Here is a 23549-nt window from a genome sequence, read left to right as displayed (position 1 = left end):
GGGTAGTGCGTGAGTTCAACAGATGGGTGATTCGATCTCTCGACGCATGACCCTGCAGGTGCTGGGCATCAGCCTGTTGATCGCGGCGCTGGCCGCTGGCTATCAGATTTACTCGGCCTGGCGTAACGGGCTCGCCTCTGTCGAAGAGCGATTGACGCTGATTCGCAGCAGCCACGTGCCCACTTTGACCGCCAGTGTCTGGAACCTTGATCGTGATCAGATCGAGAACCAGCTGCAAGGCATTGCCCAGATTCCTGGTGTGGTCTATGCCGGTGTCACGGGGGATCTGCCGTTTCCCATTCGTCCCGGAGGTCAGCATGGCTGGACACCCGAAGGGGTGGATGGGGAGACGCGGGTTCCGAGTGTGAGCCGTGTGTATGAGTTGGTGTACTCGGAACCCGGCACCGCAGAGCCTCCGCAGACCGTTGCACAGTTGCGCGTGGTGGTGTCGTTGGCCGGGCTGTATCGGCGTCTGACGGTCATGGCCCAAGGCATTTTGATTGCCGAGCTGGTGCGAGCCCTCGCGCTGGCGGCCGCCATCGTGGTCGGCATGCGTTTGTTGGTGCTCAGGCCGCTGGACCAGGTCGTGCGCTTTGCCTCGGGCTTGCGCTTGGGTAATCTGGATCAGTCATTGACCTTGTCTCGCCGGGTTGATCGACCCGATGAAATGCAGGCGCTGGCGTCGGCCATCAATGCGATGCGTGAATCGTTGCGAGAGGAGATCAATCGGCGGCTGGAAACCGAGCACCGCAGTCAGAAACTGCTGGTTGAAAAGGAAGCCGCCGAAATTGCCAATGCGGCCAAGAGCGCCTTCCTGGCCACCATGAGCCATGAGATCCGAACCCCCATGAACGCCATCATGGGCATGTCGCAGTTGGTGCTCATGACACCGCTGGATGCGCGCCAGCGCAATTACATCGAAACGGTGCAGGCTTCAGCCGAGCTTTTGCTGGGCATCATCAATGACATCCTTGACTTCTCGAAGATCGAGGCCGGCAAGATGGACATTGAAGCACAGCCGTTTCGGTTGGCTGAAACCGTCCGGTCGGTGGTGGATCTTGCTCGGGTCAAGGCGGCAGAAAAGGGCTTGAGTCTGTTGGTGGACATCGACCAGGCCCTGCCCACCTTGCTGGTGGGCGATGCGCTGCGCCTTCATCAGGTGCTGCTCAACCTGTTGTCCAACGCGGTGAAGTTCACAGACCAGGGGCAGGTGCGTCTGTCGGTGCAAGTCGCTTCGCACCAGGCCGATCGGGTCTCTCTGCGTTTTCAGGTGCAAGACACCGGCATTGGGATGACTGCTGCTCAAGTCACGCGTCTGTTCGCCCCCTTTACTCAGGGTGACAGTTCAACCACCCGACGCTTCGGTGGAACGGGTCTGGGGCTGGCCATCAGCCAGCAACTGGTCAACAAGATGGGGGGGCAAATCCAGGTGCAGAGTGTGGAAGGGCAGGGCAGCACGTTCGAGTTTATGCTGGCCTTTGCCTTGCCGACAGATGGGGTTGCCCAGCCCAGGCTGCCGACCCATGACGCTGTGCCATTGCGGGATCGCGATGTGCTGATGCGCGTCATCGAAGGGCGACGCATTCTCCTCGTTGAAGACAACCTGATCAATCAGGAACTGGCCGCCGCGTTGCTCCATCGGGCCGGCGCGTTGGTGACGGTGGCGCCAGATGGTCGTGCCGCCCTGGACTGCCTCAAAGCGCAGTCGTTTGATGCGGTCTTGATGGACTGCCAGATGCCCGTGATGGACGGCTATGCAGCCACCCGCCTGGCTCGGGACGAGTTGGGGCTGCGTGACTTGCCCATCATTGCCATGACGGCCGACGTCATGGTTGGCGCCCGCGAGCGGGCGTTGGAAGCGGGCATGAACGATCACATTGCCAAGCCATTTCAGGTAGATGATTTTTACGGCACCTTGGCAAGCTGGCTGACCGGTTCCGCCCACAAAAAACCCTCGCCGGTTTGACCCGAGCGAGGGTTGCATGGCGGTCTCTCTCGCAGGAGAGACGGACCGATGGGATCAGTTCAGCGCAGTCTGCTTGTCCACTTCGATGGCCTTGTCCAGCGTGTCAAGCAGGGCTTGACGGGACTTCAGCTTGGTCTTGGCGTGGGCGGTCATGTTGATCTTCTTCAGCTGCTGGGCCATGGCCAAGGCGGCGGGCATCAACTCTTCTGGGGTGGCCACCACGGCGTCGAGGAAGCCGGCTTCCTTGGCGCCTTGCGGGTTGAACATTTCACCGTTGATGACCGAGCGCTGGAACACAGCCTTGGTCAGGCGGTCACGCGCCAGTTCAATGCCCACGTGGTGCATGGTCATGCCGATCTGCACTTCATTGAGGCCCAGATTGAAGGGGCCATCCACGCCGATGCGGTAGTCGGCCGACAGCAGGATGAATGCGCCCTTGGCCACCGCATGACCCGGGCAGGCCACGATGATGGGGAAGGGGTGCGACAGCATGCGGCGCGCCATGGTGCTGCCCTTGGCGACCAGGTCCAGCGCGTTTTGCGGGCCCTTCATCATTTCCTTGAGGTCATAGCCACCCGACAAGATGCCGGGCTGACCGGTGATGATCACCACCGCTTTGTCCTGGGTGGCCTGGTCGAGCGCCTGGTTGAACGCATCGATCACAGCGGGGGAAATGGCATTGACCTTGCCGTTGTTCAGGGTCAGGGTGGCGATGCCGTCTTGCAGTTGGTAGGAAACCAGGTCGCTCATGAGGGTCTCGGAATGGATCAGTGATGCCGCAGATTATGCCGGCCACAGACCCCGGTGAAAGGGGGACAGGCTGTCATATTCCTGTCCGAATGCGTCACTAATGTCGTCATCTGAACAAAACCTCAACTGCACATTTGTGCAGCAATGAGCAGACGGGGAAATTCGCGATGACAGTGACCTCAGCCGCCTTCCGTGGGGATCAGGCGCTTTTTCTGCACGGCTACAGCCCGATGGCGGCCCACGATCTGTTGCGCTTCATTCAGGGCGGCGGCGATGTCAGCGATCTGGCGGGCGACTTTGTGTTGGTCAACCCCTCGCCGGTGGATGGGTTTGCGATCTCGTCGTTCTTGTCGGCCCAGCCCTACTACTACGCGCTGTCTACCCAAGGGTACCTGGTGACCGGGGCCAGTGCTTTTGAAGTGGCCGCCCGCGCGGGCCTGAGCTGGCGCTGGAACGAGCGCACCATCCGCAGCCTGGCGCTGTACGGGCACGCCATCAACGACGACACCTTGTGTGAAGGTGTCTACAGGATGCCTTCGGCTTCGCGCGTGTCGGTGAAGAACGGGCAACTGCAGATTGAGGCTTTGCCGGTGCGTCGCTTCCTGTGGGATGAAGACCCATCGCAAGAGCGCGCTTTCGGCTTGCTCAAGCGCAGTTTTGAGGGCTGTCTGGCTGATGCCTCCGGTGGGGTGGGCGAAGTCCATCTGTCCTTGTCTGCCGGCTATGACAGCCGCTTGCTGTTGGCCTTGTGTCTGGACCGCGGCATCAAACCACGGGTGTCGGTCATGGGCTACGACAACAGCACCGATGTCATCATGGCTCGTGCCATTTGCCAGCGCGTGGGTTTGCGCTTGCAGGTCATCACGCTGGACCCGGCCGACTACCTGCGGCATGGTGCCGCCATTGCGGCAGCCACCTCGGGTGTGAAAACCGCAGTGAACTGGCACACCTACCTCTACCACTTGGGCAAAGATTTTTCTCGTGGCGTGCACCTGGTCGGTAGCAACGGCGAATTCGCTCGCAGCTTCTTTTTCGACCAACCGCGGTTCGACCCGGTGGCCAGGCATGCGCCTGCCCTGGGCATGAACGCGTATTGGTTTGCTCGCTGTGTGCGCCGCCAGATGAAGTTCTCGCAGGCCAACCCCATCGTGGGGCGCAACCCCTGGCCCGTGGCGGAGTTGGCGGCGCAGGCCGGCGCCGGACGCAAGTGGGGCGCGCGCCGCTTCCTGCCTGCGCTCGATGCCTTCTATGCCGAGCAACGCGTGCGCCACTTCATTGGCGGCGGCCTGGCTTGCTACGCGGCGCACGGCTCACCCCGTTCACCCTTTCTGGACGCACCGTGGATGCGTGCCACCGCGGCCATGGGCCGCCCATTCAAGCAGGGCAATCGTTTCCATGCCGACTCGACCGAGCGGCTGTGGGCACCCCTGGCCGAGTTCACCTACAACCGCCTGCCAGATCAAACCCAGGGGGCCTCGTATCACCCCTTTGCGCCCTTGGTTCAGAGCGACGAAGTGACCGAACTGCTGGTGGAGTCGGCGCATCTGGATGTCTGGACCTCGCGAGCCGATCGCGCCGCCCTGTTGACCGATGCCCGGTGCGATCAGATCGAAGAGCGCAACTTGTGGTTGACCTTGCACTTTGCGGCGCAGGCACAGCAGCGGGCTCAGGCCGATGTGGCCCGCGGGGCGGAGGCCGACACCCAGCCCTCCGTCGACTGGCTTGGCGCGGCTTGAAGCCCTTGAGGACTAGACCATCAGAAGGATGGTCTAGCGCTATGTAGTCAAGTATATTTCGCATGGTTTCACGACGGAAAACTGCACCATGCGATGCTTGCCGAGCCATTTCCGCACCTTGATCGGTGTGATCTGTTTGGGGGCCTGTGGTTTGGCCGCTGCGGGTGAGTTGACCGTGTCCGCGGCCTCCAGCCTGACCAACGCGTTCAAGGACGTGGCTCAGGGTTTCGAGAAGCAGAACCCGGGCACCAAGGTGCTGCTGAATTTCGGCGCATCGGGCGCCTTGCTGCAGCAAATTGCCAAAGGCGCGCCGGTCGATGTGTTGGCCTCGGCCGATCAGGACACCATGGATCAAGCCGAGCAGTTGGGTCTCGTCCTCAGCAGCGGGCGGCGCAACTTCGTCAGCAACACCCTGGTGCTGATTCAGCCTGTCGATGCCCCCCAGGCATTCCAGGGCTTGAAGGACCTGGGGCAGGCCCGCGTGCAGCGCGTGGCCATTGGCAACCCCGCCAGCGTGCCCGTGGGGCGTTATACCCAGCGTGCGCTGGAGGCCGCCAGACTGTGGCCTGTGGTGCAAGCCAAAGCGGTTCAAACGCAGAACGTGCGCCAGTCGCTGGACTATGTCGCCCGGGGGGAGGTCGATGCCGGCTTTGTTTACGCCACCGACGCCAGTGTGATGAAAGACAAGGTCAAGGTGGCTTTTTCCGTGCCCCTGAAACAAGCCATTCAGTACCCCATTGCCCCGTTGACGAACTCGGCCCATTCGGCCGAAGCCCGCCGCTTTGTGGCCTATGTGTTGTCTGCCGAAGGGCAGGCCACCTTGGCTCGCCACGGCTTTCTGAAGCCCTGAAGGCGGGATGCACGCGATGCTGGTTCTGATGGAGTCTGCCTGGCCCGCGCTGGCCTTGTCCTTGAAAGTGGCCTGCTGGGCCACGGCCATCACCGGCCTGCTGGGGGTGGGCTTGGGCTATGCCCTGGCACGGGGCCGCTTCGTGGGGCGTGACTTGCTCGACACCTTGCTCACCCTGCCCATGGTGCTGCCGCCCACGGTGGTGGGTTACTACCTGCTGGTTTTGTTGGGGCGCAAGGGCGTGGTCGGGCAATGGCTGGCCGACACCTGGGGTGTGAACCTGATCTTCACCTGGCAAGGCGCCGTGGTGGCCGCCTCGGTGGTGGCCTTGCCGTTGATCGTCAAGCCGGCGCGGGCGGCTTTCGAGGCGGTCGATGCGCAACTGGAAGACGCGGCGCGCGTGCTGGGCTTGCCCGCCATGGCCGTGTTCTTTCGGGTGACCTTGCCGCTGGCCTGGCGCGGCATCCTTGCCGGCATCTTGCTGGGGTTCGCGCGTTCCTTGGGCGAGTTCGGGGCCACGCTGATGGTGGCCGGCAGCATTCCCGGTCGCACCCAGACCTTGTCGGTGGCGGTGTACGAAGCCGTGCAGGCGGGCGACGACGGGCTGGCCAACACCTTGGTGCTGGTCATCTCGGCTGTGTGTGTGGCGGTCTTGTTGCTGGCCAATCGACTGGCCCCAGGCCACCAGGTGCATCGACGGGGGCAGGCATGAACACCACTTCCCCGCTGCTGGATGTGCAGATCCGGAAAACGCTTCGCTCTGATCAGCGCGAGTTTTCGCTGAGCATTCAACTTCAGTCAGACGCACGCCGGGTGGTCATTCATGGCCCGTCGGGTGCGGGCAAGAGCGCCACGCTCAAGCTCATCGCCGGGCTCGATCGACCCGACTCGGGTTCCATTGTGGTGGGTGGGCAGCCTTGGTTTCATGCCGACCAAAACACCTGTCTGCGCCCCCAAGACCGGCATGTGGGCTATCTGTTTCAAGACTACGCTCTGTTCCCGCACCTGACCGTGCGGCAGAACATCGCCTTCGGCTTGACCCGAAGCTGGTTCAACCCCAGCCGGTCCTTCCCCAACCAGCAGGTCGATTACTGGATCGAAGCCCTGGGCCTGGGCGGCTTGGAGCAGCAACTGCCGGCCATGCTGTCGGGCGGACAACGCCAGCGCACGGCCTTGGCCCGAACCTTGATCACTCAGCCGCGCTTGCTCCTGCTCGATGAACCCTTTGCCGCACTCGATCTGGCGCTGCGTGCGCAGTTGCGCCAGGAGCTTGACCGCCTGCTGCGCCAACTGAATCTTCCCTTGGTCCTCATCACCCACGACCCCGATGACATCCGGGCCTTTGGTGATGAGGTCTTCCACATGAAAGATGGTCGCCTGGCTTCGGCTTGAGTGCGGCTTGAACAGGGCACCCCATGCATCAACAAGACAAGACCATTGACCTGCAAGGCTCGGTCTGGTGGGCGGTAGGCGGCGAAAACCTCGGGGGCCCGACACGCATGAATCTGCTGGCCCAGATCGCCGAAAGTGGCTCGATTACCCAGGCGGCCAAGGCCGTGGGCATGAGCTACAAGGGCGCGTGGGACGCCATCGACACCATGAACAATCTCGCGGGTGAACCTTTGGTGGAGCGCATGGCCGGTGGCAAGGGCGGCGGCGGTACGCGCTTGACCGAGCGCGGCCGGCAATTGGTCCACCACTACCGTGTCATTGAGCAAGCACACCAGCAATTCATGGCACGACTCAGTCAGCACTTGAGCGACGCAGGGGGCGCACTGGGTGGTGAACTCGGTGGCGCACTGGGTGGCGACCTCAGCGAAGACTACCGTTTGATCCGGAGCATGGGCATGAAGACCAGCGCGCGCAACCAGTACCTGGGCACTGTGACCGCGATCCAGTCCGGTGCCGTCAACGACGAAGTTGAACTCACCTTGGGTTCAGGCAGCAAGCTGGTGGCCATCGTGACCCACGAAAGCACGCACAGCCTCGGGCTGGCGGTGGGAGTCCAGGCGTTTGCCTTGGTCAAGTCCTCGTCGATCATGGTTGCCACCGATCTGAACGGCGCCAAGGTTTCGGCACGCAACGCACTCAGCGGCACCATCGCACGGGTGCAGGCAGGCGCAGTCAACACCGAGGTGGTGATTGATCTGGGGCACGGCTTGAGCGTGGCCGCCGTGGTCACCAATGACAGTGCCGATCAATTGGCCCTGGCCGAAGGCCAACCCGCCACGGCCTTGTTCAAGGCTTCCAGCGTCATTCTGGGCGTGCCGGCCTGAAAGATTGGAGAGTGAGCCCATGTGGCTGAACGACATTGACTTCGCTGCCTTGTATCGCCAGCACATGGCGGCAGTCGGTCGCCCGAAAACGCCCGAGATGTGGGACGCGCGCGCCGCAAAGCTGGGGGCCGACACCCGCCTGGGTGACTATGGGCAAGAACTGATGCGCCGGCTCGATTTGGCAGGCTGCCAGTCGGTACTTGATGTGGGGTGTGGGGCCGGGCCCATCACGCTGGAACTGGCCCGCCATGTGCCCCAGGTATATGGCATGGACTTCAGCCCTGGCATGTTGGCGTGTTTGCAGCGCCAGGCCCAGGCCAGCGGGCAAACCCATGTCCAGGCCTTGCTCAAATCGTGGGACGACGACTGGCACGACGTGCCCGTGTGCGACGTGGTGCTGGCGTCACGCTCCACCGCCGTGAGGGACATGGCCGCAGCCTTGAAGAAGCTCCACGACCACGCGCGCCAGCGTGTCTACCTCACCAGTCTGGTGGGGGGTGAATTTGCTGAATCCAGGCTGCAAGGCATTCTGGGGCGAGGGCGTAAAGCACCCTGGCCTGACTACCCCTACATCATCAACATCCTGGCGCAAATGGGGTGCCAGCCCGAGCTCAGCTACATCGATTGCGCCAGCCCCTACAGCGGGGCGACCAGCCTGGATGCGTTTGTGGCGGCGGTTGAATCGGGCTTGGGGCCCCTGAGTTCCGAAGAGCTTGGCCGCTTGCATGCATGGGTGCAGCAGAGGGGTTCGATCAGCCGTGTCAATGCGGCCTTGTCGCATCGCTGGGCTTTGATCAGTTGGTCGGTGTCTGCGAACTAACCCCGGAAACCCGCCAATCCCAGCTCTGCCGCTTCGATTGCGCCGGCCACGTAACCCGGAAACTGAGGCGACCATTCGCTGGCAATTCCCGTCAGGCGATCCGCCCATGGGCCAGAGCCCACGCGGTTGACAGGCGTGGGAGGGTGGTGGCCGATGGCGTCAAGGTCAGATTCGGTGGCCGTGTGTGGGTCTTGTGCCCAGTCCTTGATCATCTCGTTCATCGGGTGAGCCGCCTGGGGGCCGAACAGGCGTACCAGTTGGGCTCGGCATGCGGCGCGCAGGGCGGCGTCGCCCACACTGCGTCTGGCCTGGGCAGGCACGCCCAGGAAGCCGAACAGGGCGGCATGACCGCCGGGTATCGACGCATCGTGGATTTCGCCCATGGGGCCATGTGTGCTGCGCGCCTCGCCTGACAAGCCCTGTTCTCGCCAGAACGGGGTGTCGTACACCGCGAGGTATTTGGCATGCGGGGCCATCCAGGTGGCGGTGGCTTGCCACTGCCGAGCCAAAGCGGCCGGCAGGGCCGGGCTGAAATCGATGCGCTCGATGGCCAGGCGTGGCGGCACGGCCAGCAGAACCTGCTCGACGCGCCAGGTGACCACATGGCCGCTTTCAGCCTCGCAGTGCAGCTTTACGCCAGACTCGTCTGCCTGCAGCCTCTGAACGGACATGCCCGTGATCACGCGCTCGTGGGGTACGGATGCGCGCAAGGCTTGAACCAGGGCATTCATGCCCCCCACCAAGCGCATCGACGTGGGGGCGCTGGCGTAGCCCGGTCCTCGCCACAGCGGGGTGTGTGGCCCGCGTTCGATCACCATGTCACCGGCTTCGTGCTGGGCAAAGCGCTGCAAGCCCAAGCTGGCGACCAGCTGATCCAACTGCGCTTGATGGTCGGGCCAGAACCAGGTCGGCCCCAGGTCGAGCGAGGTGAGTGGATCAGGGGCCTGTGCTGGGTTCATGCCTTGGGGCTGGAACGGCTCAATGCGGCCGCCTATTCGGGCTCGCGCTTCCAGCACCACGAAGTCGGTCATGCCCAGGCCAGCGAGGCGATGCGCTGCGTACAGCCCACTCAACCCTGCGCCGACGATGGCAATGCGGGTCTTGTGCGTTGTCATGCGCCGGGGCCGTCTGGAGGCAGGTGCCCCGTCTTCACATAGACCGTCACGCCCTCCGGTCCGGCATGGACTTGAGGCGAGTCTTCAGAAGGGAAGCGCAGCCAGCTGCCGCCGGCATAGTTCTGCCCGTCGGCCACCAGCGTTCCCTCGATCACCAGCAACTCCGCGCCACCTGTTGGTGGCCATGCCAATGGTTCTTGCGCCGGCAAGCGCAGCAAACGCACGTGCTCGGCTTCCGACGTAAACAAGGGGCAGACCTGGATCGTGCCTTGCTGAACCCAGTTGGCGGGGCTGCGCGTGTCAATGCGAACAGGGGCTTGTTCGCTCTCCGGCATTTGCCGTAGCTTCACGAAAATGACCGCACCTTCCTCGCTGGCGGGTTGATGGGCGCTGCCCGGCGGGTTGCGCAAATACCAGCCTGCCGGGTAGTGGCGGTCGTCTTCCGAAAACGTGCCCGACAGCACCAGAATCTCCTCGCCGCCAGGGTGCGAATGGGCGGGGAAGAACGAGCCCTCGGCGTAGCGAACGATGCTGGTCGCGCGGGCCTTTTCCTCGCCGATGCGGTCAAGCATGACCCGCTCTACCCCCGCCTGGGGCGATGCAACCCACTGGTACTGGTGCGCGGCAACGATGGCTCGTTTGGAGAAATCGGCGTGAAGGTGCATGGTGGGCGGCAGACATTCCCTGGCGTAGGAAGCAGTTTTGCACATTGAATATGGACCTGTCATAGTCGGGTCTTTTCGTCGGCAGCGCAGCGGCTGCCGAGTCTCTGTCGCCCCATACAAGAGGTGCCTGTCTTGACCGTGTCAGACCCTAAGCATTACCTGCCGGTATTACAGAAAAGCCTGTGGTTCAACAGCTTGCCGCCTGCTGCTGCGCAGCGTTTGTTGAGCGATGCCACTTTTCTGCCTCTGCGTGGAGGGCAGCAACTCTTCTTGCGTGGGGACAGCTTTGATGGGATTTACTGCGTGCTGGAAGGGGGCATCCGTCTCACTGGCATTGCGCTCGACGGGCAAGAAAACCTCTTCAGTGTGATCTCACCGCCCACCTGGTTTGGCGAAATTGCCTTCTTCGATGGCCTGCCTCGCACACACGATGCGCAAGCGGTCGGGTCGACGTTGCTGCTGCATGTGTCGCCAACGCGGCTGACGGGTTTGGTCAACGACGATCCCCAGTGGGCGTTTCGGCTGGCGGTGTTGATGGCGCAAAAAACCCGTTTGCTGTTTTTTGCCCTGGAAGCCAGTTCACGCCTTGACAGGCAAGCCAAGCTCGCTCGCGCCATCGTCATGACCCTGACCCAGGGTTGGGCCTCGGTGCCTGACCCCGCCAACAGCAGCGTGCCGCTGAATCAGGGGTCGCTGGCTGAGATGTTGGCCATGACCCGCCAGACGGTTGCTGCGGGCCTGAAGGCCTTGCAAGACCAAGGGATCTTGCGACTGGAATACCGCCGGGTCAGAGTGACCGACTGGGCTCGCTTGTGCGACGCCGCCAAGATTGATGGCGAGTATCCGCCCAACTCGCTGCATGCCGACAACGACAGGCTGCAGACCTGATGGGGATCAAGGCCCCTATGGCGATCCCCTTGAATGAGGGGTGTCGCGCGTAATGTCCTATCGGTAACCCGGTCATTGTTAATCACTTAACGATCTTGTTTTCCTCGTGTGGCGACCATGCGCTTCGGCCGCAAGCCATGGCGCATCTCGCGCCTGGTGCCGGGGCTCTTCGCAACCATTTGAACGAGGAAACAAGCAATGAAACACGCAAACCAGTTTGTCGCAGCGGGCCGCATCGCCCTGGCCTGTGCCGCATTGTTCGTGGGCGCCGCATCGAGTTCTGCATGGGCTCAAGCGAGCAAGAAGGTTCTGGTTGTGGGTGACTCCGCAGGGGGCACCTTGAGCTTTGTCGACGAAGCCTCGCTGACCAAGTTGGGGTACGTGAACGCCATTCCCGACCTGAAAGAACGTCTGGCCGAAATGGACATCATCCGTCGTGCCACGTACGAGGTTGCCAAGTCCACCAAGGGCGGCGACCGCTTTGTGGATGACATCGCCGTGTCGCTCGACGGCAAGACCGTTTACATCTCCCGCTCGAACCTGTCTGATGTGGTGGCCATTGACCTGAGCTCGCCCGATCACCGCATCCTCTGGCGCTTTCCCATTCCAGGCATCAATGCCGATCACATGGGCTTCAGCCCTGATGGCAAGCACATTGCCGTGTCGGCCACCAGCGATGGCCATTTCTTCGTGATCGACACCGCCACCGGCAAGCAAGTCACCAAGGTGCCCACAGGCAGCTTCCCGCACCAGAACGATTACTCGCCCGACGGCAAGTACATCTACAACACCAGCATTGGCGTCATTCCCCTGCCTTATGCCTTGAATGGCATCAAGGGTAAAAAGCAGATGACCGTGGTCGACGCCAAGACCTTTGAAGTCGTCAACAAGTGGACCTTGCCCTATGGCATTCGCCCCAACGTGGTCACCCGCGATGGCAAGACAACCTACGTGCAGATGTCGTATCTGAACGGCTATGCCAAGGTCGACATGGCCACAGGCAAGGTGCTCAAGCAGGTCGAGATTCCCATGAGCGACTACGCCAAGGAACACTTCAAGACCAAGGACGACTATCCGCTGAACTCGGCCTTCCACGGCATGGCCATCAACGGCGCCGAGACCAAGCTGTGCATGGCCGGCACCATTGACAACTACATCGTCATTGCCTCCGTGCCTGCGATGACAACCGACCGCATCCTGCCTTCTGGCTCCAAGCCCTACTGGGTCAGCACCAGTTCCGATGGCAAGCGCTGCTACGTGTCCAACAGCGAAAGCAACGATCTGTCGGTGATCGACTTCGAATCGGCCACCGAAGTGGCGCGCGTGCCGGTGGGCAAGTACCCACAGCGCAGCCGCCTGGCCACCGTGCCAGCTGCCGTCATCGACAACTTGAAGAACTGATCGCGATGTGGGTGTACTGCAGGCATGCGCTTCTCGCTGTCGGTGCGACCCTTGCCTTGGCGGGGTCTGGTTGGGCGCTTGAATCCAAGGCGCAGTGGCAGGTGGGTGAATTCGAAGTATTTGCCTTGCCTGACACGCGCTTGCCCCAACCTGACCCCACTCAGCAAAGTGGGGTGGCCTACGCCATTCGCAAAGGCCGCACTGTGGTGTTGATCAATGCGGGGCGGGGCGCCAGGCAAGGGCATGACCTGGGCCTGGTCGCTGAAAACCTGAAGTCTGTCGGCATTGCGCCAGACGAGGTGTCTGCGGTGTTTCTGACCAGCATGCACGCCGACCTGGTGGGCGGGCTGCTGGCACCCAACGCACAACGCCAGTACAAGAATGCACAGCTGTTTGCATCGGCTGCGGCCATGCAATATTGGTTGGCTGACTACAGCTATGTGCAGGCCCCTGATGACCAGAAGGTGGCGTTTGCCACCACCATCACCAGCGTGATGCCCTATGTGCAAGCTGGCAAGTTGCAGGCGGTAGATGAGGGTATTGCGCTCGTGCCCGGCTTGAAGGTTCTGCCCCTGTCTGGGTCGACACCGGGCTGTGTGGGCTACCTGATCGAATCGGGCGGGCAGAAATTGTTGATTCCACAAGGTACGCCATGATCAAGATTCATCCCACTCCTTTGGTTCATCGGTGGCTTTATGTCATGGCTGCTGGTCTGGTGGTTGTGTTCATCGGGCATCTGTTCTACGAATCCGAGCGTGGCCCCGCAGTACCAGCCGCTAATCGCCAAGACGGGTTTGGGCAACTCATTCATGGCGAGGCCAGCACGGGAGCCACGGCAGCCGCCATCCGATCAAGCGAAGCGGCGGGGCAGGGGGGCGTTCACATTGAGGGCGCTGAGCACACCAGCTCTGCGCTCGACACCGGAATGGAAGACTGGCAAAAGCCCGAGAACGTGGCCCTGCGCGCCGAACTGCAGCGGTGGTACGACCACCGAGAAGAAACCTCTTTGGCGCAACGCTGGGCCGACGCCAGTGCGTTGATGGTGAAGGTCGAGGCCAGAGAGGCTGCCGGCAAGATCGGCCAGACCAGCGCGGCCTTGGCCAAGTTGATGTTGTTGCAGGGGGCCCCTAGCGACGATCCGCAACACGCGCTCCGCCTTCAGCAGGTCATGGCGCAGCTGTCGGGGCAGCTTTCGTTCGGGGAGTGAAAGCCAATGAGCCCCCTTGCGTTCAGATTCAGCCGCCGATTGGGGGCTGTGTCCATTTCTTGAGTATCTGTTCCAGCTCTTCAAGTCGGTATGGCTTGGACAAATGGCCATCCATGCCAGCATCCAATGAGCGCTGAACATCGTCGGCATACGCGCTGGCACTCAGCGCAATCACTGGCGTGCGCTTCAGGCCACGATCAGCTTCCCGTTGCCTGATTTGGAGAGTGGTTTGATACCCGTCCAAAACTGGCATTTGGCCGTCCATCAGCACAAGATCAACTGTGGTGTGCGCCAAAGTCTCCAAGGCTGCAAGGCCGCTCTCCGCTTCAATCACCTTGGCGCCTAATCGTTTCAGCATTTCCGAAGCCAACAGTCGATTGACCGGCAAGTCATCCACGACCAAGACCGTCACATCTTTCGCCTCTGGCGTGACAAGCGGGGTGGCTTGTTGCGTGACAGGCTCTTCGGTGGTGACATCGAAGGTCACTTCGAAACTGAAACAAGAACCTTGCCCCTCATGGCTTTCTACCTTCAAGGTAGCGCCCATGGCCTCCACAATGCTGCGGCTGATGAACAGACCCAAACCCGTGCCTTCCACCTTTCGGGGCAATACGTCGGTGGACTGAAAAAAGGGCGAGAACAGGCGATCCAACACGTCTTGACTCATGCCAATGCCTGTGTCGCTGATTTCAAAATAAACCTGAGCCTGATCCGCCGATAGGCGTGTCACACGGACCACCAATTGGACATATCCAACGTCTGTGAACTTGATCGAATTGCCCAGCAGGTTGAACAAAACCTGCTCAAGGCGCCGACGGTCTGACAGCACCCCGCGAGGCAGCTCCGCGTCAACCATCACGCGCAGATCAAGTCCACGCTGACCCGCGCCGGGCCTCAGTAAGCTCACCACCGAGTCAATGGATGCCGCCAACGACACGGGCGTATGCGCCAACTGAATTTTGGCCTCTTGCGCTTTGGTGACGTCCAACACGTCATTCAACAAGGAAACCAGCAGCGTGCCAGACGATGCTGCGGTTTCGATCAACTGTCGGCTCTCAGTTGGCAGGGCATGGCCCTTCAGCAGCTCCAGTGAACCCATGACAGCGTGCATGGGTGTCCTCAACTCGTGGCTGATGACCGCCAAGAAGCGCGACTTGGCGCGATCGGCAGCATCGGCGCGGATGCGCTGCACGACCGCTTCACGCGTGGCATTGGCAAAGTCACTCGAAGAGCGATACGCGACCCAACAGTAAAACGCCATCAACAAGGAAACAGACGGCGAACTGACTTCAGGGCGCCACAGTGAAACCGCCGCCACCGATACAACGTGCATCAAGCACAAGATGCCAAAGGCCCGCCTGACCAGCCCCATGAAGAAGGCCCCAATGGCCACCGAGCCGCAAATCAGGCACAAGTAGATCGTCCGTTCATCGCCAACCAGATCCGGAAAGATCGACAGGGTGGCACACACCCACATCAGCCCAGAAACAACGGTATTGGCTTCCAGCCGACGCGCGACCAGATCAAGTTGCTCGACCGTGGGGTGAGTTCGCCGCTCGTGCTGCACCGCCACGATGTAGCGCCAGACAGCGACTACCCAGCCAATCAAAAAAACAGCCGTTGCTTCTAGCCGATTGCCGTGCGCCCACCCCAAATAAGCAATGTAGGTGGCAGCAATGCACATGCCTGACACGCTGCGCTTGGCATTGCGAGAGGCAATGCGGAGCAACTCGCTATATGCGCCGCTGTCAATGTCTTTGAGCAGGTCCATATTGAGGCTGGTTTTTCGAGAAAGTCTACTCGGCCTCAGACCTGACGAGCGGGGCGAGCCTGTTGTCGCCTAAAGAACTCGCAGCACCTCAAACGGCTGTCGGATTGGCGAGCCCTGTATGGACACTTCATCGCCCTCGCATTTGCCCAGCATGGCCCTGCCCAAAGGCGATTCGCTGCTGATGACTTGAACGTGCTGGTCGCCACGGATCAACTTCATGCTCCCGCCAGCCGGGCCCAGAAAAAGCAATTGCTCTTCGCCATCGGAATCGACCAGGCAGACCAGTGCACCGAGTTGTATGCCAAGGGTGGCGTCGTAGGGCCGCGGGCGGAACTGGCGCCAATGGGCCATGGCCTGGCGAATGGCTTCAGCCCGGCGAGCCTGGCCGGTGGCCAGGTAGGCGGCTTCGAGGCCCAAGGTGTCGTACTTGTTTTCGGCGATGTTTTCTTCGTGCGTTGCCGTTTCATGGGCCACACGTGCTGCCTGTTCGACTTGCAGCAGGTCGTCGGCGAGCCGTTCCAGCACCTGTTGTTGCAGCAAGAATTTATCCATGGCGACAGGTCTCCATCAGCGAACCCCCAGTAGATCCGTCACCGCCTTTTGCCCGGCGGGCGTCAGGAAGGGGCGCATTTTTCCCCAGGGAATTTCAATGTCTTCTGCGCACGCTTGAATGACATGCGGCAGGCTGGGAGAAAACACCATCCCGCCGGTACTGGGGTACATGTCAAAGAAGGTTGTGCCCTCTAACGCGTCGGCGCAACTGCTTTCCCCTGTTTCATTGCGCCGACCGTAGTGGGACGCCAGCACATCAAGCAGCCTCTTCGAGACAATGTGCTTGGGCTGGTCCGAGCCCTTCATCCACTTCCACACATCCACCGGCCGGTCGGCGGCCAAGTCCCACAACAGGTGGCCCGATATGCCGCCGCTTGGGTGCGCCCCACCGCAATAGTTCGAATAGGTTTCGCGCAACACCAGCAGCTTGTTGTTCCAGAACTGCGGGGTCAGTTCGAGGTAGAAGTCCGTGTCGGGCATGTCCGAACGCCCGCTCATGCCGAAAGCGCAGTCGTAGAACTGCGAGACACCGTCATTCTCCCAATCGTCCAGCGCGCGCCGCAGGCGCGGCACGGGGCTCATGTCTGGCAGCGCAAAGCCCTGAATGTGCTCGCCCAACACCGACACGCGTCGATAGCGGTAGGCGGCCTCAGCACCCTTGAACAGCGTGTCATTCGCGGCCACAGTGCGCTCTTGCCGTGCGCGGGCAACGCGTGGCGCATCGAACGCCTTGTTGTGGGCGCTGCAGTCGTAACGCGGCTGGCCGTCTTCCCCATCGGTGGATGGCATGGGCGCCAACAGATTGAGGCGAATCGGCACATGGCGCTGGCCATCATGGCTGCGCCATTCGCCCGTCAGAACCCGGGCATCGGGCGAGAGTGCGGTGAACGTCCAGCTGGCCTCTCCGGCCTCGCCCTGCGGCTCATGCCACACCTTGCCTTGGCGGCGATCTTTCTCTTCCAGGAGAATAGGCCAGAGGTGCTTGCGGTAGTAGTAGCGTGCGTCGCAACCCGTCGGGGCCAGCAACACCATCACGTTCTGGGTGCCGATGGCCCCTTGCCACAGCCCATAGCGTGCCATGCGCGGCAGAACGGGCGGGGGCTCCGACAGGCTGACCCCCTCGGTCCCGAAAGGCACCCATGGGTTGTTGGGCGGAGCGGGTTCGTTGTCATCCACTTCTTCCGGCAGGGGGGCGCGGTTGGTGCATTGCAAAAGGCTGGCATCGGGCTGCGACGCTGTGCCGGCCAGCACGCAGGTCTGATGCATCCCAATCGCCACCCCGTGAATGCGCGCGGGCGGCACGCCAGGTACCGACAATGACATGGGCGTAGTGCTGCCAGATGAAGTGGGGGTGCCCATTTGCGCTTGGTTGTTCCAGCCCCAGCACATCAAACCGCTCTTTGACACGGCACAGGTGTTTTCATCGCTCAGCGCCATTGCCACAACGTCGGAAGCGATGATGGTGGTGGGCACCTTGGGCGCCACCCGCGCGCCTTCAGGCACACCCACCTGGTTGTGGAAGTTGCGCCCCCAACATTGCAAGGATGACTTGACGATGGCGCAGGTGTGCAGAGCGGCCGCGACGGCGGTCACACCCTGTCCTGCAGGGATGATGGGCAGGGGGCTGCGCAGGGTCTGGAATGCCTCATCCTTGAACAAAAGAAAGCCCCAGCATTGCAGGCCGCCGTTCACGACCGCGCACGTGTGCTGGCCCCCCACGGCCACCGCGGTCACGCCCGACCGAATCACCGTGCTTGGCTGCGGAACCATCTGTTCCGCAGAGCCGATGCCAACCTGGCCCATGTCGTTGCGCCCCCAACATTGCAAGGTGCCGTTCGGGGCCAGGATGACGCAAGTCGTGCCCCACCCAGTGGCCACCGAGGTCACCACCCCGGACACGGCGCTTGCTTTGGTTGGCGTCTTGACGTCGCTGCCGGCCTTGCCCAGGCCCAGCTGCCCATGCTCATTGCTGCCCCAACAAAACAGCGCGCCATCAACCACCGCGCAAGTATGTTCATCGCTGACGGCCACGTCTGTGACGCCGGAAGGCAGCACGGTCAAGGCGCGCCTGGCGAAGGAATAGGGCAGACGCTGGTCGGTGCCAATTTGTCCGTGCCCGTTGTTGCCAAAGCAGCGCAAGGCGCCAGCCTGGGTCATGCCACAGCCATGGTGCTTGCCAATGACGATTTTCTTGAGATCGGTGACAGGGGTAGCGTGACTGGGTGCGGCGGCCAGAATGAATACAAGAGCCCAGCCCAAAAGTTGCAAGAAATATCGTGACATGACGGCTTTCAAACTCAATCCCCGCAGAGCGCTGTATCTACGGTGAGGTGTTGTTCACGCTGGGCCGACAAGCGACCGGTGTGCAGCTTAACGTACCACCTTAGCGTCGACTCGTGGCCGAGTCACGTCTCTTCAGACAGATCGATTGAGGTTTGCGTTGGACTTTGGTTTAGTCCAAATGAACGTCGGGTTAGCAGCGGGTACGGTCGGTCGGCTTGTGCTCAGTGACTGGCAGCTACCGACCCATAGCGGTCTGTCGTCTACAGGAACTGGAGCGCCGGAATGCGGTCCTTCAACGTACAAGCTCAGCAAGCGACGAAGCCGGACGCTGGAACGAAAGGTTGAACATCACCTTTCCCCCAAGACAGCGAGCGCGCCGTACAGATCTGAGCTGACTCCAAGCATCAATATGCCGCACTCGTTACGGAATGTGCTGCGCTGCCATACGCCCAGCAGCTAGACCTGCTGGATCGCGTCCGTTCCAAAACTTGGCAAGATCATGCCGACAAATGCACCGCCGCTAACCGCTTGCACCCAGTGACATTGCCGATCCGCGCCGGCAATTGCTGATCCTAGCGATTTAATCAGCATAGACTATCCAGCCCAATCAAACTGCGCAATGCCCAATCTGGTTCAAGCCCATGACCGGGCATAGCCAAGGTCAGATATTTGCATGGAGGAGCGGTGAGCAAGGCAGGCATCCAGTCAAACCGAGGCGATGGCTACCAGACTTTGGTGGCCTTTGGTTGGGCCCTATCCGTTCTTTCTGACCCCGACTATCAATGGATCGAAGTTGATTCAGTGAAGTGGTCAGTGGACGATGTAGTGATCGGACGGGCGGATGGCAGCAAGATTTGCTGCCAATGCAAGAAGAACCAGGCCGATCACAAAGCCTGGTCGATAGCCGACCTTGCTGACGAGCTGGCAAAGGCAATCGCATTGCTTGCAAAAGACAGTACTGCTGAAGTTCGCTTCTATTCGCGTAGCGCTTTTGGCGATCTGTCCGCACTAAAAGAACTCAGCGTCAACTACGCCGACGAGGCCGCATATCAACTGAATCTCGGAATCAGGCACAAGAGCAGCGACGTCGCGTTAAAGCGACTGATTGAGCAAACGCGTGAACCCCTCTCAACATACGAATTTCTGTGCCGCACGACGTTTGAAGTCAGTCCAGAGCTGGACCAAATGATTGCATTGCTTCATGAGCGTTTGCGCATCTTGGCAAGCAAACCAAAAGCCGCATTCGACGCCTTATGGACGCGACTGGACCACCTTGGGATGCGCACTAGTACCCAGGGTCTAAGCACCGCCGTGCGGCATCGGCTTGATAACGCGGATCTCAAAGGCCTTCTAGCTCAAGCGGGCGCAATGCTGACGCCGCCCATGAATGCTGTGGAAGTCCGTACTTCGTTCAAGAGTACTTCCGCCATTGGGCGAACATGGCGCAGGGACGTTGGAAACGAGCGTATTTCGAGCCCCGTAGTCAAGGACCTGCTAGCTGCTATCGAGGCCAAAGAGCAATCCATATTGCTCTCAGGCCTGCCAGGATCGGGAAAGACCTGTGTAATGCTCGCCGTGCAGGAGGAGCTGGAGCGACGGGCTCAAGCCAGCTCTGACCTTTTGCCGCTGTTCATTCAGGCGCGTGAGTTCGCTGATATGACCACAGCGCAAGACCGTCAGACGCAAGGGCTGTCCGAGCTGTGGGTGGAAAGCGTTGCGCGCATGGCCGAAGATTCACACGTCGTAGTGATCATTGACTCGCTGGATGTGCTTTCCATCGCGCGTGAACATGTCGTACTCACGTACTTTCTTGCGCAGATTGATCGGCTGCTACTGATCTCGAACGTAACCGTTGTCACTGCTTGCCGTGACTTTGATCGGCATTACGACCGACGCATTGCGCAGCGAACTTGGGCCAAGGAATTTGCTTGCCAGCCGTTGAACTGGGAGGCTGACATCGCTCCACTTCTAGCAAGACTTGGCATAGATGCGACCACCATTGATTCCACTACCCGCACATTGATTCGCAACCCGCGCGAATTGTCACTCTTCGCCGAGCTGGCACAACGCGGTGGCAGCTTCAACGTAGTGACCAGTCAGGCGCTAGCGCAACGATACCTAACTACCATCGTTCAAGACGACAGCGCATTGGGCGACAGCGCGATGCAAGCAATTGAGTCCATAGCTACCGAGATGTTGCTACAAAGGAGCTTGTCGGTACCGAGTCAGGCGTTTGCGGTATCAGCCGACATCCGGCGAATGCTGCTTAGCCAAAACGTCCTGCACGAGACTGCAGACGGGCGACTGGCATTTGGACACCAGACGCTATTAGACGTCTTGGTGATTCATGGTGCGATGCGTCAGCGCTTGGCTTTGGAAGCGTTCATTCAGAACTTGCCCCCAGTGCCCTTTGTGCGGCCAAGCATCCGCAGTTTCGTCAGTCAGCTGGCGACTGGAGATCGTCGAGAGTTTCGGAAACAACTGCGCAAGGTTCTGATGGGAGCCCATGCCTTCCACGTTCGCCGCTTGGTGGCGGAATGCTTGGCGGAGCAAATTCCTCTGGACGAGGATTGGCCTTTGCTTCGCGACTTGCGGAACCAGCATCGTGAAGTGTTCCAAGTGATCTACACGCAAGCGACGCACCGAGGTTGGCATCATTTCTGGTCTAGGCATTTGGTCCCTGTGCTGAAAGACGAGCGCGATGCAGAAGGCGTGAAGGCGCACATACATCGGGTCTCTTGCTGGAAAAACGAGGATGCGCCCGGCGTGATTGCTTTCTGGAGAGAGGCGCTTGCGTTGGATTGGCTGGACAAGGAGCAATCCGCGTGGCCGCTATCGCACGCACTCTTGGACATCGACCAAGAGCATTCGGCGCTGATAGCGCCCTTGCTTGATACTTTGCTCCAACTCCCGCGACAAGATCACAGCTTCCTTGGTCATGTCCTCGCACGCTGCGTTGCAGCCGACGGTATCGATGATGCAGCGCTATGGAATTTCATCGCGGGCGACATCCGCGAAGAAGATCTACTCGCCTACAACTTTGACAAGAAGTTGCGCTGCGCGCCGCATGAATTTGGCAGCAGCAACAGTTCATTCTTGGGCGATCGAATGCGGCAATCCGTCGCGCTGTTGGACTTGGCAATCTCTTCGATTGAACGATGGAGCCAAGTTAAAAGGGTCCGTTACGGCGTGACCTCCACAGACCTCTGGGATGGCTTCTTAAGCGACACATCACATAGCGATGCGCACAGTCAGAGCGATCATCGGCACATAAGTAACGAACGGATCTTGCTCGATGCCGTCGAGGCAGCAATAGTGCATCACGCGAGGTCTGAGTCAGCCTGGTGGCAAGAGAACCGCGAGCACATTTGCTTCAGCGGCGAAGGCGCGCTGCGCTATTTCGCCGTATTGGCTTGCACAGCGGTGCCGGAAGCCAATCTAGATCTCATCGGCCGCATGCTGATCGACAGCGCGCTGCTGGCATCCAACCTGTCGCATGAATTGGGCGCCTTGATGCAAGTGGCATTCGCAGGGCTTAGCCCCGCCACGCAAGACGCGATTCAAACTTCAATACTGAACCTGCATCAGGAAATCGAGGTTGATGCAAAGCACCGGCACTGGGTGCTCATCGCGCAGTCGCAGCTGATTCTCGCCATCCCTTGCCACCTGCGTTCGCCTGCCTCGCTTGGGGTGCTGGATAAATGCAGCCAGTCAACTTGGCCGCTGGAACGTCAACCTACCATCCATACGCGAGGCGGCACCGTTGGAGCACCGTTTTCCTTCGAAGTATTTCTTGCCGCAAGCGACAGCGCCGTACTACGTCTCCTAGCTCATTACAACGGGCACACGCGGAATTCTTTTGATGAATTTCTGGTCGGGGGCGAGCGAGAGGTTGGTTGGCAGCTGAAAGAGGCCGCTTCACGGCATCCAACGCGTTTCTTGAAGTTCTTGCCGGGGCATTGGGCGCACATCAGTGATCGCTTTTGCAATGACATCATGGACGGCGTCGCTACCTACCTCGCGCATCGGTACGGCAACCTCCAGCAGAATGGTCCTTGGGTACCCGTTGAAGAGCCGAATGCCCATTTTTTGGCAAAGCTGGTCCTAGACGAGCTGGAGCGGCATCCCAGCCACTGGCACCACAATCGTTCGGCATCGAATGCACTGCAATCCTGTGCGCATGTGGTGTGCGATGCAGAAGAGACCGAACGCCTGGTTCTCTTGGCAATCGGTTTTTCATCATTGCGGGAACAGAGCTCTATTTCGGGCGACTCCGTTGATCTACTCACCACAGGGATCAACATGGCAAGAGGCCATGCTGCAGAAGCGCTGATGATCGCCGCCAACAAGCTTGTTGAGGTCAACGCGTCAGTGAACCCGCTGCTCGCATCAGCGTTGCGCCGATTTGCTGCAGACGAGCATCCTGCCATTCGCGCGTTGATGCTACGACGCCTTCCCTATTTGCAAAGCCGTCATTTTGAGTTTGGTTGGGCATTGTTTGATCTTGCAATCCAACCGGAGTCAGAGGGGCTCTGGCTCATGGCAGAGCCCTGCCTCTACTACGCCTATCACCGACATTTTGAAACCGTCGCGCCACGGCTGCTACGGCTGGGTCGCGACGGAACCGGCAAGGACTTGGAAGTGTGGGGGCGGATCTCTGCCCTCGCTTCACTATCGCGACGTATAGAGTTCTCTACACTTCTCGCCGAACTGAAATCGAAGAACAGCGCTGAAGCGTGGGAAGGCGCGACGAGCGTTTGGGCAAACACCGGCAACATGCAGCAGCACCGTGAGGAATGCCTTAGCGGCCTTGCCGAGGCGCTGAGTGCAAAGAACCCGCATGCCTCCTCATTGACCCAAAGAGTCTCTCAAGTCTTCAGAGACACGACGCCGCTAGTTTCAGTGCCGATAGCTCTCGTCCAACGCTGGTTTGCTTTGCTTGAAAGCGATGCGCAGCCAAAGCGCCATGACGTGTATGGCTTCGATAGTTGGCTGAACGCATTTTCGAACCGGGATCCAAGCTTCGCACTGGATGCAACCGAGCTCTACGTTGAGTTTGCTCAGCGGACAAAGGTTCCCTTGTATGACCACGAAAACAACTTTACGCAGTTGCTGACTCGACTTTTCGCGCAAGCCGAAGAGCAAGAAGCGACAGACGCCGGAGAAATGCTCCGGCGCGTGGTTGCTATTCAGGATGCTTTGCTAGCTTTGGGTGTAAACGGCGTCAATGACTGGCTTCAGGCTGCAGAGCGCCCGTAGGCGCCGATCA

General features: G+C 60.5%; 18 protein-coding genes. 12 read left to right on the top strand and 6 right to left on the bottom strand.

The features are described 5' to 3' along the window. Positions 1-22 precede the first annotated feature (22 nt). The gene (locus VFW72_RS08600) at positions 23-1966 is read left to right on the top strand and encodes an ATP-binding protein (protein ID WP_329673876.1); all 1944 of its coding nucleotides are present in this window, start codon (positions 23-25) and stop codon (positions 1964-1966) included. Between the two features lie 54 nt (positions 1967-2020). Here the strand turns inward: VFW72_RS08600 and VFW72_RS08595 are convergent, their stop codons facing one another. Continuing rightward, the gene (locus VFW72_RS08595; protein WP_329673875.1) at positions 2021-2716 is read right to left on the bottom strand and encodes a crotonase/enoyl-CoA hydratase family protein; all 696 of its coding nucleotides are present in this window, start codon (positions 2714-2716) and stop codon (positions 2021-2023) included. Positions 2717-2883: 167 nt separating this feature from the next. Between VFW72_RS08595 and VFW72_RS08590 the strand changes: the two genes are divergently transcribed. The 6 genes from VFW72_RS08590 (at position 2884) to VFW72_RS08565 (ending at position 8398) form a co-directional block, all read left to right on the top strand. Further along, positions 2884-4452 carry a hypothetical protein gene (locus tag VFW72_RS08590; RefSeq protein ID WP_329673874.1) on the top strand — a complete coding sequence of 523 codons (1569 nt, stop codon included), beginning with the start codon at positions 2884-2886 and terminating at the stop codon, positions 4450-4452. An 88-nt stretch (positions 4453-4540) separates the two neighbouring features. Then, the gene (modA, locus tag VFW72_RS08585; RefSeq protein WP_329673873.1) at positions 4541-5302 is read left to right on the top strand and encodes a molybdate ABC transporter substrate-binding protein; all 762 of its coding nucleotides are present in this window, start codon (positions 4541-4543) and stop codon (positions 5300-5302) included. Positions 5303-5330: 28 nt separating this feature from the next. Next, positions 5331-6014, top strand: coding sequence for a molybdate ABC transporter permease subunit (modB, locus tag VFW72_RS08580; protein ID WP_329673945.1), 684 nt, complete (start codon positions 5331-5333; stop codon positions 6012-6014). Then, positions 6011-6694: an ATP-binding cassette domain-containing protein gene (locus tag VFW72_RS08575; RefSeq protein WP_329673872.1), complete on the top strand. Its 684-nt coding sequence runs from the start codon at positions 6011-6013 to the stop codon at positions 6692-6694. Before modB ends, VFW72_RS08575 begins: the two co-directional genes overlap by 4 nt. 23 nt (positions 6695-6717) lie before the next feature. Next, positions 6718-7578: a TOBE domain-containing protein gene (locus VFW72_RS08570; RefSeq protein ID WP_329673871.1), complete on the top strand. Its 861-nt coding sequence runs from the start codon at positions 6718-6720 to the stop codon at positions 7576-7578. Positions 7579-7597: 19 nt separating this feature from the next. Continuing rightward, positions 7598-8398, top strand: a complete 801-nt coding sequence (locus tag VFW72_RS08565) for a class I SAM-dependent methyltransferase (RefSeq protein ID WP_329673870.1) — start codon at positions 7598-7600, stop codon at positions 8396-8398. Here VFW72_RS08565 and VFW72_RS08560 read toward each other — a convergent pair. Next, positions 8395-9513, bottom strand: a complete 1119-nt coding sequence (locus VFW72_RS08560; RefSeq protein ID WP_329673869.1) for a flavin monoamine oxidase family protein — start codon at positions 9511-9513, stop codon at positions 8395-8397. The two genes, VFW72_RS08565 and VFW72_RS08560, sit on opposite strands and share 4 nt — an antisense overlap. Then, a complete protein-coding gene (locus tag VFW72_RS08555) occupies positions 9510-10178 on the bottom strand; it encodes a cupin domain-containing protein (protein WP_329673868.1) in 669 nt (222 codons plus the stop codon). Before VFW72_RS08555 ends, VFW72_RS08560 begins: the two co-directional genes overlap by 4 nt. Before the next feature lie 138 nt (positions 10179-10316). Between VFW72_RS08555 and VFW72_RS08550 the strand changes: the two genes are divergently transcribed. The 4 genes from VFW72_RS08550 (at position 10317) to VFW72_RS08535 (ending at position 13674) form a co-directional block, all read left to right on the top strand. After that, positions 10317-11066, top strand: a complete 750-nt coding sequence (locus VFW72_RS08550; RefSeq protein WP_329673944.1) for a Crp/Fnr family transcriptional regulator — start codon at positions 10317-10319, stop codon at positions 11064-11066. 198 nt (positions 11067-11264) lie between these two features. Then, positions 11265-12467, top strand: coding sequence for a hypothetical protein (locus VFW72_RS08545; RefSeq protein WP_329673867.1), 1203 nt, complete (start codon positions 11265-11267; stop codon positions 12465-12467). 56 nt (positions 12468-12523) lie between these two features. Then, the gene (locus tag VFW72_RS08540; RefSeq protein WP_329673866.1) at positions 12524-13123 is read left to right on the top strand and encodes an MBL fold metallo-hydrolase; all 600 of its coding nucleotides are present in this window, start codon (positions 12524-12526) and stop codon (positions 13121-13123) included. Then, positions 13120-13674 (top strand): hypothetical protein, encoded by a 555-nt coding sequence (locus VFW72_RS08535; protein ID WP_329673865.1) that lies wholly within the window; start codon positions 13120-13122, stop codon positions 13672-13674. The genes VFW72_RS08540 and VFW72_RS08535 overlap by 4 nt, the downstream gene beginning before the upstream one ends. A 28-nt stretch (positions 13675-13702) precedes the next feature. Here the strand turns inward: VFW72_RS08535 and VFW72_RS08530 are convergent, their stop codons facing one another. From VFW72_RS08530 to VFW72_RS08520, 3 genes are all read right to left on the bottom strand, one after another. Beyond that, positions 13703-15445, bottom strand: a complete 1743-nt coding sequence (locus tag VFW72_RS08530; protein WP_329673864.1) for an ATP-binding protein — start codon at positions 15443-15445, stop codon at positions 13703-13705. Positions 15446-15514: 69 nt separating this feature from the next. Further along, entirely contained in the window at positions 15515-15997 is a 483-nt protein-coding gene (locus tag VFW72_RS08525) for a GreA/GreB family elongation factor (protein ID WP_329673863.1), read from the bottom strand. A 15-nt stretch (positions 15998-16012) separates the two neighbouring features. Then, complete coding sequence (locus tag VFW72_RS08520) at positions 16013-18280, bottom strand: hypothetical protein (protein ID WP_329673862.1); 2268 nt, start codon at positions 18278-18280, stop codon at positions 16013-16015. 684 nt (positions 18281-18964) lie between these two features. On the opposite strand from VFW72_RS08520, the gene VFW72_RS08515 reads away from it, so the two are divergent. Continuing rightward, complete coding sequence (locus tag VFW72_RS08515) at positions 18965-23539, top strand: NACHT domain-containing protein (RefSeq protein WP_329673861.1); 4575 nt, start codon at positions 18965-18967, stop codon at positions 23537-23539. The last annotated feature ends 10 nt before the right edge of the window (positions 23540-23549 follow it).

The organism is Aquabacterium sp. (assembly GCF_036273115.1).
Classification (GTDB): domain Bacteria; phylum Pseudomonadota; class Gammaproteobacteria; order Burkholderiales; family Burkholderiaceae_C; genus Aquabacterium.
The sequence above is the reverse complement of the archived record's forward strand: the minus strand, read 5'-3'. Positions and strand labels throughout refer to the sequence as shown.

Excerpts from the sequence above, each read along its gene's own strand:
- VFW72_RS08575 (WP_329673872.1), top strand. The coding sequence starts at position 6,011 with ATGAACACCACTTCCCCGCTGCTGGATGTGCAGATCCGGAAAACGCTT.
- VFW72_RS08560 (WP_329673869.1), bottom strand. The coding sequence starts at position 9,513 with ATGACAACGCACAAGACCCGCATTGCCATCGTCGGCGCAGGGTTGAGT.
- VFW72_RS08570 (WP_329673871.1), top strand. The coding sequence starts at position 6,718 with ATGCATCAACAAGACAAGACCATTGACCTGCAAGGCTCGGTCTGGTGG.
- VFW72_RS08535 (WP_329673865.1), top strand. The coding sequence starts at position 13,120 with ATGATCAAGATTCATCCCACTCCTTTGGTTCATCGGTGGCTTTATGTC.
- VFW72_RS08545 (WP_329673867.1), top strand. The coding sequence starts at position 11,265 with ATGAAACACGCAAACCAGTTTGTCGCAGCGGGCCGCATCGCCCTGGCC.
- VFW72_RS08555 (WP_329673868.1), bottom strand. The coding sequence starts at position 10,178 with ATGCACCTTCACGCCGATTTCTCCAAACGAGCCATCGTTGCCGCGCAC.
- VFW72_RS08600 (WP_329673876.1), top strand. The coding sequence starts at position 23 with ATGGGTGATTCGATCTCTCGACGCATGACCCTGCAGGTGCTGGGCATC.
- VFW72_RS08520 (WP_329673862.1), bottom strand. The coding sequence starts at position 18,280 with ATGTCACGATATTTCTTGCAACTTTTGGGCTGGGCTCTTGTATTCATT.
- modA (WP_329673873.1), top strand. The coding sequence starts at position 4,541 with ATGCGATGCTTGCCGAGCCATTTCCGCACCTTGATCGGTGTGATCTGT.
- VFW72_RS08595 (WP_329673875.1), bottom strand. The coding sequence starts at position 2,716 with ATGAGCGACCTGGTTTCCTACCAACTGCAAGACGGCATCGCCACCCTG.
- modB (WP_329673945.1), top strand. The coding sequence starts at position 5,331 with ATGGAGTCTGCCTGGCCCGCGCTGGCCTTGTCCTTGAAAGTGGCCTGC.
- VFW72_RS08590 (WP_329673874.1), top strand. The coding sequence starts at position 2,884 with ATGACAGTGACCTCAGCCGCCTTCCGTGGGGATCAGGCGCTTTTTCTG.
- VFW72_RS08525 (WP_329673863.1), bottom strand. The coding sequence starts at position 15,997 with ATGGATAAATTCTTGCTGCAACAACAGGTGCTGGAACGGCTCGCCGAC.
- VFW72_RS08565 (WP_329673870.1), top strand. The coding sequence starts at position 7,598 with ATGTGGCTGAACGACATTGACTTCGCTGCCTTGTATCGCCAGCACATG.
- VFW72_RS08530 (WP_329673864.1), bottom strand. The coding sequence starts at position 15,445 with ATGGACCTGCTCAAAGACATTGACAGCGGCGCATATAGCGAGTTGCTC.